Source organism: Streptomyces sp. B1866, from assembly GCF_031932565.1.
GTDB lineage: Bacteria > Actinomycetota > Actinomycetes > Streptomycetales > Streptomycetaceae > Streptomyces.
Genome location: NZ_JAVSCF010000005.1, coordinates 36,609 through 52,497 on the forward strand (window position 1 = coordinate 36,609; position 15,889 = coordinate 52,497).

Here is a 15,889-nt window from a genome sequence, read left to right on the forward strand (position 1 = left end):
CCCGGAGGCGGCGGCTGCGAGGCTGGCACGGTGCTCAGGCCCTTCCCGCTACTGCCCGCCGCCCTGCTGGCGGCCCTCACCGCCGCACTGGCGCACACCATCCGCCACCACGACTACCGCACCGACCCGGGACGGCTGTCGGTCTGGTACGCGGTCTGCTGGCTGCTGTTCGCGGCCGCGGCCTGGTCGCTGCGGAAGGTGCCGGCGCGGCAGGCGGCGGCGCTGATCCTCGCCGGGTCGGCGGCGGTGGCGGCGACCGGCCTGGTCGCGCAGCCGCGCACCAGCACGGACGCCTACCGGTACGCCTGGGACGGCAGGGTGCAGGCGGCGGGCATCTCCCCGTACGACCACGCGCCGGCCGACCGCGAGCTGGCGCGCCTGCGGGACGACTGGCTCTTCCCGCACGGCGCCGCCTGCCAGGGCCCGGACCGCGCCCCGGTCCCGTCCTATTCCACCGTCCCCGGCCCGCACTGCACCCGCCTGAACCGCCCCAGGGTGCACACCATCTACCCGCCGGTCGCGGAGGCGTACTTCTACGGCGTGCACGCGCTGTCCCCGCCCGGCGCCCGGCTGAAACCGTTCCAAGTGGGCGGCGCACTGCTGTCGGTCGCCGTCACCGCCGTCCTGCTCGCCACCCTGCGCCGCCGCGGCGACCCGCGCACCGCCGCGTACTGGGCCTGGTGCCCGGCCGTCCCGGTCGAGGCGGTGAACAACGCCCACGCCGACGTGCTCGGCGTCCTGCTGGCGGTGGCGGGCCTGGCGGCCGTGGCACGGACCCTGAGACCCGCCGGAGGAGCCGCGCTCGGCGCGGCCATCGCCGCGAAACTCCTCCCGGCCGTGGTCCTGCCGGGAGCCCTCGCGGGCGTACGGCGCACGCGCGACGCGGCGGCGGTACTGCTGCCCGCGGCGGCGGTGGTGGCGGTGACCTACCTCCCGTACGTCCTCGTCTCGAAGGGCTCGGTCCTCGGCTACCTGGGCGGCTACGTCGAGGAAGAGGGCTACGGCGAGGCGTCCGCCGGCAACCGCTACGCGCTGCTGCGCCTGCTCCTCCCCGACGCGTGGGCCGTCCCTGTCGTGGCCGCCGTCATGCTGGCGGTGTGCGTACGGGTGCTGTGGCGCGGCGACCCGGAACGCCCCTGGACCGGCGCCCTGCTGGTCACCGGCACGGCCTTCCTGCTGCTCACCCCGGGCTACTCCTGGTACGCGCTGTTGTTGGTGGCGTTGGTGGCGCTGGACGGCCGCTGGGAGTGGCTCGGCGTCGCGGTGGCCGGCGCCGCGTCGTACGTCACGGCCCTGGCCTTCACCGACCGGGCGTCGGTCGGCACGCTCGCTTACGCGGGTGCGGCGGGGGCGGTCGCGGCGGGGTGGGGGCTGCGGCGGGTACGGGGCCGGGGGCTCGGGCGGACGTCGGCGAGCAGCGGGGCGAGGGACCGGGCGCGGGTCGGGGTGGGGTGAGGGGGCCTGTAGGTGAGCGGGCGTTGACGAGGGCGATCCCCGCGCTCGCGGGGCCGACACGATCGTCCGCCAGATCGGGGGAAGGGTGATCGGACCATCCTCGCGCTCGCGAGGACGACACTTCCTGACCTGCGGCTTCACATGCGCACCAGGGCGTTTTCATTCGGTTGCATTCGCGGGTACCTGGCGACGACGTCCCCGAGAGAGTGATGCCCCTTCAGCCAACGTCCAGCTTACGCCGCCCTGGCGGACCGGACTGTGGCCGCGACTTTCTCCGCAGAGTGACCAAGCCCGTCACTGCGCCGCCGCCCTCCCGGCACGGAGCCGTAGCCTGCGTTCGTGAACCGTGCAATCGTGCTCGACATCGGCGAGACCCTGGTTCGTGACGACAACTTCTGGGCTGTCTGGGCGGACTGGCTCAAGGTTCCTCGGCACACCCTGTCCGCCTTGGTCGGCGCGGTGGTCGCCGAGGGCCGCGACAATGCCGACGCCCTCCGTCTGCTCCGCCCCGGAGTGACGCGGTGAACGGAGTGCCAGTAGACCGGGGCGGTGATCCTGGACCCGGCCGGGCAGTTGATGTACTGGCTCGTCGCGGTTGGGGCCGCCGACGCGTGGGACTGGGCCGCGCTGTGCCCGGCCCGGCTGCTGGGGGCGCGCGGCTTCGTCACTGGTTATTCGTACAGTGTTAGGTATGAAGCGATCGACAACAGGCAGGGCCAGCGGGGCAGTCAGCGGGGACGCGGCGGTCTACTGCCGGATCTCGCAGGCCGGAGACGACGACCAGACGGGCGTGGACCGTCAGGAGCGGATCTGCCGGGAGGTGGCGGAGCGCCTGGCGTTACGGGTGGCGGATGTGTTCGTGGACAACAACCGTTCCGCGTGGAAGCGCAACCGCAAGCGGCCCGGGTGGGATGAGCTGCTGGCGCGGATGGGCGAGGGCGCGTACGGGCATGTGATCGTCTACCACCCGGACCGGCTCATGCGGCAGCCGAAGGACCTGGAGGAGCTGCTGACCGTCGCCGATGACCGGCACGTCGTGCTGCACGGCCAGGCCAACCGCAAGGACCTGTCCGACCCGGACGACCGGTTCATCCTGCGGATCGAGGTGGCCCACGCGTGCCGGTCCTCGGACGACACCTCACGCCGGGTGCGCACAGCCTTGGAGGAGCGCGCCCGGGCGGGCAAGCCGCACGGCGGGCACCGCCGGTACGGCTACACCAGGGACCAGACCATCGTGGAGGCCGAGGCGGAGATCATCCGGGAGGTCTACCGCCGCTTCCTGAACGGGGAATCGGCCCGCGCGATCGCCAAGGACCTGCACGATCACCAGATCACCACGTGCGGCGGGAAGACCTGGCACCCCAACCTGGTCAGGCGGTTGCTGTCCCAGCCCTACGTGGCGGGCATCCAGACGCACAACGGGCAGCGCGTTGCCATGGGCACCTGGACGCCGATCATCGACCTGGGGCAGTGGGAAGAGGTTCAGCAGATGCGCGGCTACCGGACCGCGCACAGCGGGAAGAGCACCCCGGCGCACTACTACTACCTGCTGCGGGGCGTGGTGACGTGCACGTGCGGTCGGCGGATGTCCGGCAACAGCGGCAGCACTACTCCCTACTACCGGTGCAACCGGGCCGTCCTGCACGGTGAGGAGAAGTGCACGCGCGTGATCAGTGCCCCGGCGCTGGAGCGCTTCGCGCGGGATGTGGCGTTGGAGGTGCTGGAGAAGCTGGACATCACCGGCCGCCAGCCCGCCGTCACCAGCCGCCCGCAGGGCGACGAGCAGGCCGACCAGGACGACGCCGCCCAGCTCGCGGAGCTGAACGGGATGTGGCTGGCCAAGGAGATCCCGACAGCGGAGTACCGGGCGATGCGCCGCGCCATCGAGGACCGGATCAGGCAGCGGCAGCGCCGCGTGGTGCAGCGGCCGGTAGCGGTCTTGAAGGGTGTCGCCGGGCCGGACGCGCGCGCCTCATGGGCGGCGCTGGAGAAGGCACAGGACTACGAGCGGATGAACGCGGTCTTCCGGTTCCTGTTCGCCGCTGTGATCATCCACCCCGTGACCAGGCAGCGGAGCAGGGGGCTGGACTTCGACCGGATCGAGGTCGTGCCCAACCCCCTCGACTAGGCAGCCTTACCTGTCGGTGCGGGGGCCGAGGAGCCGGGCCAGCCGGGCGGCGCTCCTCGGCCCCAGCCGTACCGGGAACTTCGCCGCCTCACGCCGCACCGCCCGCACACGCGCCGACGTATCACCTCCGCTCACCCGGCCACCCCTTCCCGGGGAGCCGGACAGCTCCCGCGCACAGGGCCGGTCACCGGCACGGACCCCGGGGGCCGGGCCGCCAGGACAGCGGCACCAGGAGCACCGCCCGTACGGCAGGGGCAGGAACACCCCGCGAACGGGGAGCATGGGACGAACAGGGCCGAAGGGAGGGGGGAACCGGCGGGCAGCCGACGCGGCGTACAAGCGGCACCAGCACGGCAGCGACAGGAGAAGCGCACGTCACAGGGGACGGCAGACACAGGCGACTCCGGTGTCAGAAGGAACGGGAAGCTCACGAGCGCGCAGAGCGCGGACGAACTCCGTACAGGGCTGACAGAACGTCAGCCGTGCTCCTTCTGACTGGTCACCGGGCCGCTATCCCAGCGGCCATCACTCGTACCCCACATGGTCGCACGCAGCACTGACAACCGCCACAGCCGTGCACGACCAGCCCCGCCAGGCCAGCCACGGCATACGGGCGCACAGCCCGCCGAGGCAGCGGCAGCACACGGACGGGCCTACGCCCCCCGCACCTCGCGACCTTCACGCCCCCGAAGCCCGCAGGGCCCGCGTCTAACCTTTCTCTACTTACTCAAGCGGCGCGCCTCACGGCGCGCCGGGCGGCCAGGCCGCCCCGGCCGGGCATGCGGCCTGACGGCCGGTCCCGGCCGGACGGCCCACCGCCCACGCCCAACCTCCCGAGACGTACACAGGCCCACCGGCCCCGCTCACCGGTGGCCCTCAGAGCGCTGTGGCTGGGGGTCGGCGGCCTTCGAGGCTTTAGCCACCTCCCCGGGCGGGGACCCCTCGCCGGGCACGCCCAAGGGGGCCGATCGGGCACTACAGCGGGCAGGCCAGGGCTGCCCGATCCGCCAGCCAGCGTAAGGCCCCCTTGAACATGCCCGGCCCCCGCCCGGGCAGGACACCGGCCAAACCCTCGAAGACCACCGACGTGCCCACACCGCACCACCCACCCCAACCGCCACCACCCCACACCCCCACCCCAGCACCACGTTCCAACACGTGACGAAACGATCCACGGACGGCCCCAGCCCGCCGACCACCACCGTTGCCACCCCAGGGAAACCCGGGTTTCATCACGTGACGCAACTACTCACCTCGCCCGCACCAGGCCCCCGGCCGCCGCCCACCGCCGAACCGAGCCACCCCACACACCAAACGTCACGTGACGGAACCCGGCCAAGCGCCCTTCCCCTCCAAGCGCCTACCGCGACCCTGTCCGGCTGCGTGTCCGTCACAGCGCGTTGGCGCACTTTGAGGCACGCAGAATTACAACGCGGATGTAGTAAACGCAGGTCAGGTGCCTCCGTAGTGGGTACACGAAACCAGAGCGGCATGCGGCCCGACCGTACGATGACAAGGAGACACACCAGGCAAGCGCAGGTGAGGAGACCGGCGTTGGCGCACAGCAAGCACTACCGGAGGCGCAAGGCCGCGCTGGCCGCGGGGTTACGGGCTCAGGGCTGTACGTGGGGCGCCATCGCGGCCCGCATCCAGCGTGAGGAGAAGGTCAACGCCCGGCAGGCCATGCGGATTGCCCGGCAGTGGACTCAACAACAGGTCGCCGACCGGTGGAACGAGCTGTTCCCGGACAGCGAACACCCGATGACGCAAAAGAAGTTGTCATTCTGGGAGTCGTGGCCGCAATCCGGCCGTGAGCCGAGCCTGACCACCTTGGAACGCTTGGCCAAGGTCTACGAATGCGAGACCAGAGACCTCATTGACAGCGGCCAGTCGGGCGAGGGTCGGGAAGGATTTACCCCGCCCACCGTGGGCAGCGGATCGGAATCACAACTAAGCATCGAAGCCTTCAGCGGGTACCAGTCACCGGCGTTGCTGCCGTCAACAGAACCAAAAAAACTGGTGCAGCAAATCGAGGCTATAAGCCTCACGGAACTCGCACAAGCGGTGCTTGCGTGGACACAGCGAGGATACCCTGAAATGCTCCGTCGTGACTTGCTGCAAAAACTCAGCGCGGCCCTCACGGTGGCCGCCGCGGCGCCAATCTTCGACATTACGAGGATCGATCACCTCGACAGGGTGGAGGGTGTATTGCAGAGCCCGCGCCGCCTTGATGACGCCACCGTGACTCACGTCGAAGAAATTCTTCGACAATACAGGATGCAAGGCGACGTGCTAGGGCCACAGGTGGCCCTGCAAATGGCCTTTGCTCAGCGAGAGGTTGTTGGTGGATTTCTCGCGGATTCTCCGGGTAGTCTAAAGTCCCGCGTCCTCTCGGTATACGCGGAACTATGCCGGATCATTGGGTGGCAGTTCTTCGACCTGGGGGACTACCGAACGGCGCAACACTACTACGACGACGCCAGGGAAGCCGCTCATGAGGCACAAAATGCCGAATTGGTTTCTCATATTCTCGGCAACATGTCCCGAATGGCCACCTGGCGGGGGCGGCCTCGAATTGGAATTGACCACGCCGTTGCCGCTCAGCTCTGGGCAAGCCAGAGTGAAAGTTGGGCGGCGCGCGGATTCGCTGCCGCGGTTGCTGCACGCGCGTACGCCGCAGATGGTAACGCTGCGAAGACTCGCCAGGCTCTAGAGGAAGAACGCAACGCAAATGACGCCATGAACGCGGCGGAACGGTCGCCAGATTCCCGATGGTACTTCTATGGCGACGCCTTCTACTGGGGCATTCGCGCAGAATGCGGGTTGCGCCTAGGGGCCCCAGAGGACGCCCTTTTCGCCATGCAGCAAGGACTTTCGCTGATCGATCAGACAAACATTCATGACTACGTGCATGCCCTAGTATGGCAATCTTCGGCACATGTCCAACAAGGCAATATTGATCAGGCGACAGACACAATTCTCAGGGCCGCCAAGATCACGACAGTCAGCAAGTCCCCCCGGGTAGCCGGGCGCATTCGAGACCTTCGCTCCGAACTCCAACCGTGGAAACAGACACAAGCCGTCCGGGACCTTGATAGCGCGCTGAGGGATTACGGCCTACGTACGGTCTGAGCTTCGTTCCGTCGCCGAGTGCGGCAGGTCGGAGGCTCAGCCATTCTGAATACGGCCCTGAGCGGCTTACATGACGGGCCGTCTGCCTACCGAGCTTACTCGATAGCCCCTCTGACCAGCAGCGAAAGGACTGTATGAACACCCCTTGACCTTCCTGGTCGTACCGCCCGCGCACCGGGCGACCGGTCCGGGGGTGCACTGGCGGGTGCCGCCCACGGCGAAGCGGCGGCTGACCGAGGCGCCGCGTCTCCACGCCGCCCTGCGTCTGGCGGTCGAGCACACGCCCGGCGCGGTACGGCCCGAGGGGGCGCCACGGTGATCGGCTTCCTGCGGCGACGGCTGGCCCGCGCGTTCGCCCGCTGTCAGCCCGTACGGCCCAACCAGCCCGGCCGGGGCCAGACCCCGCCCATGTACCTGGAGCGGCTGCTGCGCCCGCCGGACGCCGAGCTGTCCTACGCGCTGCTCCGCCACGCGGTCGCCCCCGGGGACGACCTCGGCTGACCCGAAGGCTCGCCGGCAAGGCTCCCCGGCGGAGTGGCCGGCCGACGCGGACAGCTCTCCGCTCGGCAGGCCGCCCGCTGGGGTGTGGCGGTAGTCGATCCCCCGGGCGGCCGCCACCGGCCCGGCCCGCGGACCCGGGCCCCGTCCAGGGTCCGCGGCCGGGCCACCCGAAGGCCGGGGCGGGCCGCGACGGCCCGGGGCCCGTTTCACGCGGCCCCGGACAAAGAGTCTGGGCAGCCGCTGCGGCCCGCCCCACCCGCCCCCGGCCAACGGGAGGCACCGCCCGTGGCCGGGGGCGCCCCGACCCGTACCCGCCGAAAGACTCCGCGCTCGCGGGGAACGACGTTCTCCGCCGGACGCGCCCACGGCCGCCGACCGCCGCCACTGGCGAAAGACAGCAAAAGGCGGGAAGGCGGGTGAAAGGCGGCAGTCGGTGGCGCGTGGGGGGCTGCCCTCACGGCATTCCTGTTACCGTTCCACGCCGCCCGCCCGGCCGTACAGGGCGTACAACGCAGCGGTCTGCTCTATCCAGAACGCTTCTTTCTCCGTTTTGGACGCACCCGTCCGCAGAAGACCGAGCTGCTGGGCCAGTGCGTAGAATCCGGAGCCCGCGTCGTTCGCTCCGCTGTAGATCACCAGGGCCGAGAGCATGAGGCCCGTCTCGGGATGGTCGCGCTCGACGATCAGCCCCAGCAGGTGCCCCATCGCGGCACGCTGGTCCGGGCGCTCGAAATCGAACCCCGGCAGCCCGGTGCGTTCTTCCAGGGCCTCGTTCAGCTTGGCGTAGGTCGTCAATTCCCCGAGTCGGGCCCGTTCGACCAGAAAAGCCGTCCCCGCCTCGACCAGCTCATCCCATTCCAGGTCGTCACGGCCGTACTTGGACATCGTCCCCCCTGACATACCGTCAATCCTACTTGATGTATAGGGAAAATATCGTACGGCCGCGGAGCCTGGAGTCAGCCGATGGGCCGCCAGCCGGCAGACGGCCCCGGCCGTTCACCCCGCCGCAGCCGCGGCCCGTACCTCCGGAAGGCTGTCCGTGACCAGCCGCGCGTACGCGGCGAGGCGGGCCGTCAGGCCGTCCACCTGCTCGCACAGGGCCTCGAACTCGCGGGACTCCTCCGGCGTCCACCTGTCGGCCGTCTCGCCCAGCTCCGTGATCCGGGCCTCGGCCGCCACGGCCGCGACCACCGTCCGGGCGGCGGCGCGCAGGCGTTCGACGGTGGCGTTGGACGCGCCGGTGAGCAGGGCCGTCAGCTCGGCGTTGCCCGGCAGCCGCGGAATGTGGTGCTTGATCCAGTGGTCACCCCACATGCGGCGGCGGCGGCCCTCCGGCCACGGGTCCGCCGAGACGGTCAGCTCCCCGTCGGAGTGCTGGCGGACGAGCAGCCCGCCGCGGGAGGCGAGCGCCAGCGTGTCGGCCAGCAGGTCGTCGCCGGGCTCGCCGCGCAGGTGCCGCCGCGGAGCGGGGCCGAGCCGGGCGGAGAACTCCACCAGCTGGCGCGTCTGCTTGTCGACCTCCGGCAGCTCGTCCACCTCGTGGTCGTCCATGGGGAACTGCGGGTTCGCCGCCCCCATGCGCACGGCGCTCACCGGGGTGCCGGTGGCCGCGGCGGTGAGCGCGGCCACCGCCGCGTCCGCCCACCAGGCGGCGAGTTCCCGCGCGATACGGCGATGGCGCGTGGCCCAGTCGACCGCGATGCTCACCTGGATGGACGAGACCGTCATCTCGCAGTCGACGTGCGGGGGCCGGGCCTTGTCGCTCCGTTCGATGTACGCGTCACCGGCGTCCGTCAGCTCGTCCCGGCGCCGCTCGGCGGCCTCGGACGCGCGTACGGACTCGTCGACCGCCGCTCCCAGGGCGAGCAGGAACCGGTCGATCTCCTGGTCCGGCATGCCCGGTTGCGCTACGGGCGGCTGCGTACCGGAGCCCGGGACCGGCGTGGCTGCGTGCATGGGGGTTCCTTCCGTCGAAGACGGCCCTGGTCCGCGGCCTGCCGGGTGCCGGACCACCCGGGCGCGGCGTCAGGGTGCTTGGAAGGCTGCACGCTAGTCCGACGAGATGCCCGCAGGCGGCGTGAAGGGGGTCGTATCACCCGGACCGGGGAACCACCGGTCACCAGCGCGAAGCGGGGTGGACGGCGGCGGGCTCGGTGCGGGCCGGGCGGCACCGTTACCGTCGGCGGGGTGCGCCGCGGTCGGCGAGACGAGTGGAGGCGGCGGCGGGCCGGTTCCGCGCCAGGCGGCGGCGCCGGCCGGTTCCCCGCCGCGCCGGGACCTCAGCGGCCCGCGCCCCGGCCGGGCCTCGGCCCCCCGCGGGACCCGGGGCCGGGCACCGCCCCCCTGGGGTTCCGTCCGCCGGAGCCTCCTTCGCCGCGTCCGGCGACGTACCGCTCGTGCTCGGGGAAGACCGCCGACTTCGTACCGCACCCCTTCGTAGGGCAGGCCCAGTACCAGTAGTAACCCTTCCGCTCCGACCGGGAACGGCGCAGCTCCGCGGGGACCGCGCAGGCCGGGCACTCGGGTGGGCGGCGCAGGGGCAGTGCCACCCGGGGGTCGGCGGCCACCGAGGGCAGGTGCGGCGCGCCCACCCGCAGCAGCTCGCCCGGCTGCGGATTCCGCAGCCTGACGGCGCCTTGCAGGGCGTTGTCGACCGCGACGTTGGTGCCCGAGACGAGCAGGACGCGCTTGCCGCGCGTCACGTGCTGGTCGATGACGCGGCTGAGCACGGTGGTCTTGCCCGCACCCGGAGGGCCCCAGACCAGCGCGGTGCCCGGCCGGGTGCAGGCCCGGAAGGCGTCGGCCTGCGCGCCGTCGAGCGGGCCCTCGGCGGCGCCCGTGGCCTCGATCGCGCCCAGCCGGTTCTCGACGAACCGCGCGGCCAGGCCCGGGTCGCCCAGCGCGCGCAGCGCGTCCAGCAGGCTCTGGTCCAGGAACCCGGCCGGGCGCTGCGTCGCGAAGAGGTGCAGCCCGTCGCGCGGGGCGTGCGCCCCGACCCGCACCCGGAGCCGCTCGGCCTCCGCGACCCAGTCGATGACCTGGTACGAGGTGCCCTCGGCGGCGTCGGCGGGCGACGCGGCGAGCCGCAGATCGGTCAGGTTGTCCGGGTCCACCGGCCGGTTGGCGGTGGGCAGGGCGTACCAGCCGGGCTCCAGGTATCGACCGCGCCGAGCCTGCTCTGCTGCCCCCGCGCCTGCGCCGCACCGGGCCGTACGAGCCGTGAGACGGCCTCCGTCATCTCGTCGAGCCAGCGCGGCATGAGCCCCCCAATGCCTCAGTCGTCGCTCCTGCGTACCGTATCCCGCCCGTACCGTCACCAGAGGTGACCGATACTGCTCGCTCCTGCGCCGTGTCGTGCGACAAAGCGCCGTTTCCCGGGCGCCGCGTGGTGCGGAATGATAGGTACGGGTATGCGGGGCCCGGCCGGGGAGCGCGGGGGCGCCCCTTGTGGACCGCTCATCACCCGGAGGTGGGGCCCTTGACGTCCGATCGGTACGCGACCGGCCCCGACCGCACCGACCGGAGCGACGGCCCCGGCCGCGGTGCCGGTGCTCAGGGGTCCGCCAAGCTGCACAGCGTGCTGACCGAGTGGCGCAACTCGCTGCTCGACATGGGCGGCCGCAACCGCCTGCTGAACTTCCGCCACACCAGGACGTCCTCCCTGGAGATCACCGCGCCCGGCCTCGGCGCGGTGCTGGCCGGGCTGGGCAGGGGCTGGCGGTTCGCGCCCGTACGGGAGGCCGGCGGCGCCGTCGTACCGCAGGACACCGCTCCGGTCCCCGAACGGCAGACCCCGTCTCCCGGCCCGGAGCCGGGCTCCGAGGGCCTGGTGACCCAGAAGACGACGCAGGCGTCGCTGGACGCGGCGCTGCGCGTGCTGCGCGGCCGCTCGGCACAGACGTTCAACGACTACGGGCTGTGGGTGCTGTGGCTCGGCGTCGGCATGCTGAACTGGCGGGAGCCCGGCGCGCAGGAGACCAGCGCGGCCCCGCTGCTGCTCGTACCCGTGGAGCTGCGCCTGGGCGACGGCGGCCGTCCGCGGCTGCACGCGGCCGAGCACCAGGACCGCTTCCTGAACGCCGCGCTGGCGGTGAAGGCGACCCGGCTGGGCCTGGACTGGGAGCCGGTCGCCGAGGCCGACCCGGCCGATCCGCAGGCGGTGCTGGCGGCGGCCCGGCAGCTGGCCGCGGGCCAGGACGGCTGGTCGGCCGAGGACCGTGCGGTGCTCGGAATGTTCGCCTCTTACAAGGAGGCGATGTACCAGGACCTGCTCCAGAATGCGGACCGGATAACGGCCCACCCGCTGGTACGGGCCGTGGCGCTCGGCCCCGAGGCCCGGGGGCTCGGGTCAGAGGCGGGGCCGCCCGGCGACACCCTCGCCTTCGAGCCGCCGCCGCTGGACCGGATCGACGACGTCCAGCCGCCCGAGCGCACTCCGCTGGTGCTCGACGCCGACGCCTCCCAGCGCCAGTGCGTGGCCGCGGCGCTGGAGGGCCGCTCGTTCGTCATGAGCGGACCGCCCGGTACGGGCAAGAGCCAGACGATCACCAACATGATCGCCGCGCTGATGCACGCCGGGCGCACGGTGCTGTTCGTCAGCGAGAAGGCGGCCGCGCTCGATGTCGTGCGCAACCGGCTCGCCGCCGTGGGCCTCGCGGACTTCGCTCTCGCCCTGCACAGCGGGGACACCACCAAGCGCGCCGTGGCCACCGAACTGCACCGGGTGCTCACCACCGAGGTGCGGACCACCGGTGCGGCAGGCCACGAGCTGGACCGCGCCCGCGCCCTGCGCGCGGAGCTGAGCGGGTACGCCGCGGCCATGAACCAGCCGCGCGAGCCTTTCGGCCGCACCGTACACGACGTGCTGGGCCGTCTCGTACGGCTCGAACAGGCCGGGACGGCGCGGCTGACGATCCGCGGCGAGCACGCCGAGCGCGTCCAGGGCCTCACCGAGAGCCTGTTACAGGACCTGCTGACCGCGGCGGGCGTCGTCGCACGCGCCTGGCGGCCGGTCGCGGAGGGCGAGGCGTTCGCCTGGCGCGGCCTGGAGGGCGACGCGCCGCTCGCCGCGCTGGGGGAGGCCGCCGACGCCCTCCACGCCGTACACACCGCCGCGGTCCGGCGGCCCTTCGCCGACACCGCCGAACCGCGCACGCCCGCCGAACTGCACCGCCTGGCGGCCGTGCTGCGCGAGGGCCTGCCGGCCGACGGCCCCGCCGCTGGCCCGGCCACCCTGCCCGAGGACATGACCACGGCGTTCGCCCAGCTCGCCGACCTGCTGGGGATGCCCAAGCCGACCACGCCGGAGACCGCCCGGGCGCTGCTGGCGCTCACCGACCTGAGCGGCGCGCCGAACCGGCCGCTCACCGGCTGGTTCGACCCCGGGGGCCTGCGGCGGGCGCACAGCGCGGTGCGGGAGCTGCGGGAGCTGCGGGAGCTGCTGGACGAGGAGGTACGGGCACGGGCCGGCCCGGCCGCCCTGTTCGGCGAGCAGGTGCTCGCCGCCGCCGGCCTGCCGGAGCTGGTCCAGCGGTTCGCCGAGCAGCACCGAGGTGCCTTCGCGCACTGGTCCAAGCAGTACAAGGCCGACCGCCAGGCCGCCGCCGCGCTCACCCGGGACGGCCGGTGGCACCGCTCCCACGCCGCGCGCCTCGCCGACGCCCTCGCCTGGCAGCAGGCCGCGGCCGCGGTCGCCGAGGCCGCCGACAGCCGGTCGGAGCTGCTGGGCCGCTACACGCCGCGTACCCAGGACGACCTGGCCGCACTCGCCGAGGCCCTGCACACCGCCGACCGCGTGGCCGCGCTGTCCGCCGAAATCGAAGCCGCGGCCACGAAGGAGAGCGAGACGGAGACCGGATCCGGGTCCGAGCGCCGCGACATCCAGGCGGCCCTCCTGGCCGACGGCACCGAACCAGAGCCGCAGCTCGCCCTGCTGGCCGCGAACGCCCGGACGGCCCTCGCCGCCTGGTGCCGCGCCGCCGAGCAGCGGGCCGACCGCTGGGCCGCGTCGGCGGACGGCCTGCTCGCCCTCTTCGGCCCCGCGCGCCGGGACCGGCTGGCGGCGGCGCTCCGGGGCCCCTTCGCGCAGGCCCAGCAGACCGTCGAGCAGCTGTCGGCCGACCCGCTCGGCCCGGAGGAGTGGCGCGCCCACCAGGACGGGATGGCGGTCTTCGCCCGGTACGGCCTGGCGGACCTGGTGCCGCTCGCCGCCGAGCGCGGCGTCGAGCCCGCACGGCTGCCCGACGCGGTGGAGTACGCGCTGCTGCGCACCTGGGCGGACCGGGTGCTCTCCTCCGACGCGCGGCTGCGCGTCACCCGCTCCGCCGAACTCGACATCCGGGTCGCGGACTTCCAGGAGGCGGACCGCCGCCTGGTGGCCGCGGCCGGCGGGGCCGTGATCGAGGCGTGCAACAGCCGCCGGCCCCGCGCCCTCGGCGGCGGCGCCCCTGCCGTGATCAAGCGGCAGGCGGAGCTGAAGCGGCCCCGCATGCCGGTGCGCGACCTCCTCGCCCGTACCAAGGAGGTCGTGCACGCCATCAAGCCGTGCTTCATGATGAGCCCGCTCACGGTGAGCCAGTTCCTGCCGCCGGACTTCGGCTTCGACGTGGTCATCTTCGACGAGGCGTCCCAGGTGCGGCCCGCCGACGCCGTGAACTGCGTCTACCGCGGCCGCACTCTGGTCGTGGCCGGCGACGGCAAGCAGCTGCCGCCCACCTCGTTCTTCGACGCCTCGGTGGAGGACGACACCGAGGAGTACGACGAGGACGCGCCGGACTCCTTCGAGTCGCTGCTCCAGGCATGCAAGGCCGGAGCGCTGCGGGAGCTGCCGCTGCGCTGGCACTACCGCAGCCGCCACGAGAACCTGATCACCTTCAGCAACCGCTCGTTCTACGGCAACTCCATGGTGACCTTCCCCGGCGCCACGGACGCGGGCGACGGCGTGGGCGTCGCGTTCTTCCGCGCCGACGGCACGTACGACCGCGGCGGCCGCCGCGACAACCGCGTCGAGGCCCGACTGGTCGCCCAGCGCGTCATCCACCACTTCGACACCCGGCCCGGCCGCACGCTCGGCGTGGTGGCACTCTCCCAGGCCCAGGCCACGGCCATCGAGGAGGAGGTCCAGCAGGCCCGGCTCAGCCGCCCCGACCTCGACGAGCGCTTCACCGAGGACCGGCTCGGCGGCTTCTTCGTCAAGAACCTGGAGTCGGTGCAGGGCGACGAGCGCGACGTCATGATCCTCTCGATCGGCTACGGCCCCGACGAGCACGGCCGGCTCGGCCTCCATTTCGGCCCCGTCAACAAGGACGGCGGCTGGCGCCGCCTGAACGTCGCGGTCACCCGCGCCCGCTACCGCATGGAGGTCGTGGCCTCCTTCCACGGCGCCGACCTGGCGGACAGCCCCAACCCGAGCGTCCGGCACCTCAAGCGTTACCTGGAGTACGCCGAGCAGGGCCCCGCCGCGCTGGCCGCCGACGGCATCCGGCCGGACGCCGAACCGGAGAGCCCCTTCGAGGAGTCGGTCCTGCGCGTGCTGCGCGACTGGGGCTACGACGTGCAGCCGCAGGTCGGCGTCGCCGGCTACCGCATCGACCTCGGCCTGCGCCACCCCGCCGCCCCGGGCGCGTACGCCCTCGGCATCGAGTGCGACGGCGCCATGTACCACTCCTCACGCGCGGCCCGCGACCGCGACCGGCTGCGCGAGGAGGTGCTGACCGGGCTCGGCTGGACGCTGCACCGCATCTGGGGTACGGACTGGTACCGCGACCGGACGGCCGCCGAGCAGCGGCTGCGCCAGGCGGTCGAACGCGCGGTGGCCGAAGACCCGCGCCGGGCCCGTACGGCCCCCAGCCCGGCGCCGCCGCCCCCGCAGGAACAGCCGGCACCGACCGGGCCCGCCATCCAGCGGACGCCGCCACATCCTGACCACCACCCACACCCTGCCCACCCGGCTGAACCCCGGACGCCCGGACAGCCCCCGGAAGCACTTCCCCGCGTCCCGGTCCCCACCGCACCGGACCGCCCGTGGAGCGCTCCCTACGAGGTGTGCGCGCTGTACGTGCCGCCGACGCACGAGCCGCACACCCCCGAGGCCCGCCCGGCGCTGCGCAAGCTGCTGACGCGCGTGATCGAGATGGAGGGCCCGATCCACGAGGACCTCCTCATCCAGCGGGCCCGCGAGGCGTGGGGCGTGAAACGGGCCGGCGCCCGGATCCGCGACAACATCCGCCAGGTCGTCGCCGCTCTGGTCCGCGAACGCCGGGCGGTCGCGAAGGCCGGTTTCCTCGACCTCCCGTCCCGCCCCGACCTCCGCGCCCGCCACCCCGCCGCGGGCGTCCCCCGCAAGTGCGCCCACGTCCCCCCACCGGAACGGCACCTGGCGCTGCGCGAACTGGCCGCGGAGTGCCCGGGCATGTCCCGCGACGAACTGATCCGCCAGACCTGCGACTTCTTCGGCTGGAAGCGCCTGGGGCCGGACATCCGCACCACCCTGGCCGCGGACCTCGACGCTCTCCTCGCCCAGGGCACGCTGACGCAGACGCCCAGCGGCATCACGGCCGCGCGGTAGGCAGCGGTAGGCACAAGCCTGCCGCTGCCGGTCGACGGTCGGAGCCGGAAAGCGTGCCGTGTGCCTGACGCGCCGTCTGGGAGCCGGCCTCCGAATGATCTACGGTG

At 72.7% G+C, this 15,889-nt stretch carries 9 protein-coding genes and 1 pseudogene; 7 read left to right on the forward strand and 3 right to left on the reverse strand.

Annotation, left to right across the window (positions count from 1 at the left end):
- The first annotated feature begins 30 nt into the window (after positions 1-30).
- The 6 genes and pseudogenes from RKE29_RS01740 to RKE29_RS01765 all read left to right on the forward strand — a co-directional run bounded on the left by RKE29_RS01740 (position 31) and on the right by RKE29_RS01765 (position 7,216).
- Positions 31-1,455, forward strand: coding sequence for a glycosyltransferase 87 family protein (locus RKE29_RS01740; RefSeq protein WP_312003176.1), 1,425 nt, complete (start codon positions 31-33; stop codon positions 1,453-1,455).
- A gap of 339 nt (positions 1,456-1,794) precedes the next feature.
- Positions 1,795-1,971: pseudogene (locus RKE29_RS01745) on the forward strand (HAD family hydrolase); the annotation flags it as partial.
- A gap of 175 nt (positions 1,972-2,146) precedes the next feature.
- The gene (locus tag RKE29_RS01750) at positions 2,147-3,583 is read left to right on the forward strand and encodes a recombinase family protein (protein ID WP_312003177.1); all 1,437 of its coding nucleotides are present in this window, start codon (positions 2,147-2,149) and stop codon (positions 3,581-3,583) included.
- 1,554 nt (positions 3,584-5,137) lie between these two features.
- Complete coding sequence (locus RKE29_RS01755; protein WP_312003178.1) at positions 5,138-6,715, forward strand: helix-turn-helix transcriptional regulator; 1,578 nt, start codon at positions 5,138-5,140, stop codon at positions 6,713-6,715.
- Positions 6,716-6,860: 145 nt separating this feature from the next.
- The gene (locus RKE29_RS01760; protein WP_312003179.1) at positions 6,861-7,034 is read left to right on the forward strand and encodes a hypothetical protein; all 174 of its coding nucleotides are present in this window, start codon (positions 6,861-6,863) and stop codon (positions 7,032-7,034) included.
- Positions 7,031-7,216 (forward strand): hypothetical protein, encoded by a 186-nt coding sequence (locus RKE29_RS01765; protein WP_312003180.1) that lies wholly within the window; start codon positions 7,031-7,033, stop codon positions 7,214-7,216. Before RKE29_RS01760 ends, RKE29_RS01765 begins: the two co-directional genes overlap by 4 nt.
- Positions 7,217-7,684: 468 nt before the next feature.
- Here the strand turns inward: RKE29_RS01765 and RKE29_RS01770 are convergent, their stop codons facing one another.
- The 3 genes from RKE29_RS01770 to RKE29_RS01780 form a co-directional block, all read right to left on the reverse strand.
- Complete coding sequence (locus RKE29_RS01770) at positions 7,685-8,101, reverse strand: hypothetical protein (protein ID WP_312003181.1); 417 nt, start codon at positions 8,099-8,101, stop codon at positions 7,685-7,687.
- A gap of 111 nt (positions 8,102-8,212) precedes the next feature.
- Positions 8,213-9,172, reverse strand: coding sequence for a hypothetical protein (locus tag RKE29_RS01775; protein ID WP_312003182.1), 960 nt, complete (start codon positions 9,170-9,172; stop codon positions 8,213-8,215).
- 323 nt (positions 9,173-9,495) lie between these two features.
- The gene (locus RKE29_RS01780; RefSeq protein ID WP_312003183.1) at positions 9,496-10,329 is read right to left on the reverse strand and encodes an AAA domain-containing protein; all 834 of its coding nucleotides are present in this window, start codon (positions 10,327-10,329) and stop codon (positions 9,496-9,498) included.
- Positions 10,330-10,694: 365 nt separating this feature from the next.
- On the opposite strand from RKE29_RS01780, the gene RKE29_RS01785 reads away from it, so the two are divergent.
- Complete coding sequence (locus RKE29_RS01785) at positions 10,695-15,782, forward strand: DUF3320 domain-containing protein (protein ID WP_312003184.1); 5,088 nt, start codon at positions 10,695-10,697, stop codon at positions 15,780-15,782.
- The last annotated feature ends 107 nt before the right edge of the window (positions 15,783-15,889 follow it).

Coding starts and splice junctions, on each gene's coding strand:
- RKE29_RS01775 (WP_312003182.1), bottom strand. CDS start 9,172: ATGCACGCAGCCACGCCGGTCCCGGGCTCCGGTACGCAGCCGCCCGTA.
- RKE29_RS01770 (WP_312003181.1), bottom strand. CDS start 8,101: ATGTCCAAGTACGGCCGTGACGACCTGGAATGGGATGAGCTGGTCGAG.
- RKE29_RS01750 (WP_312003177.1), top strand. CDS start 2,147: ATGAAGCGATCGACAACAGGCAGGGCCAGCGGGGCAGTCAGCGGGGAC.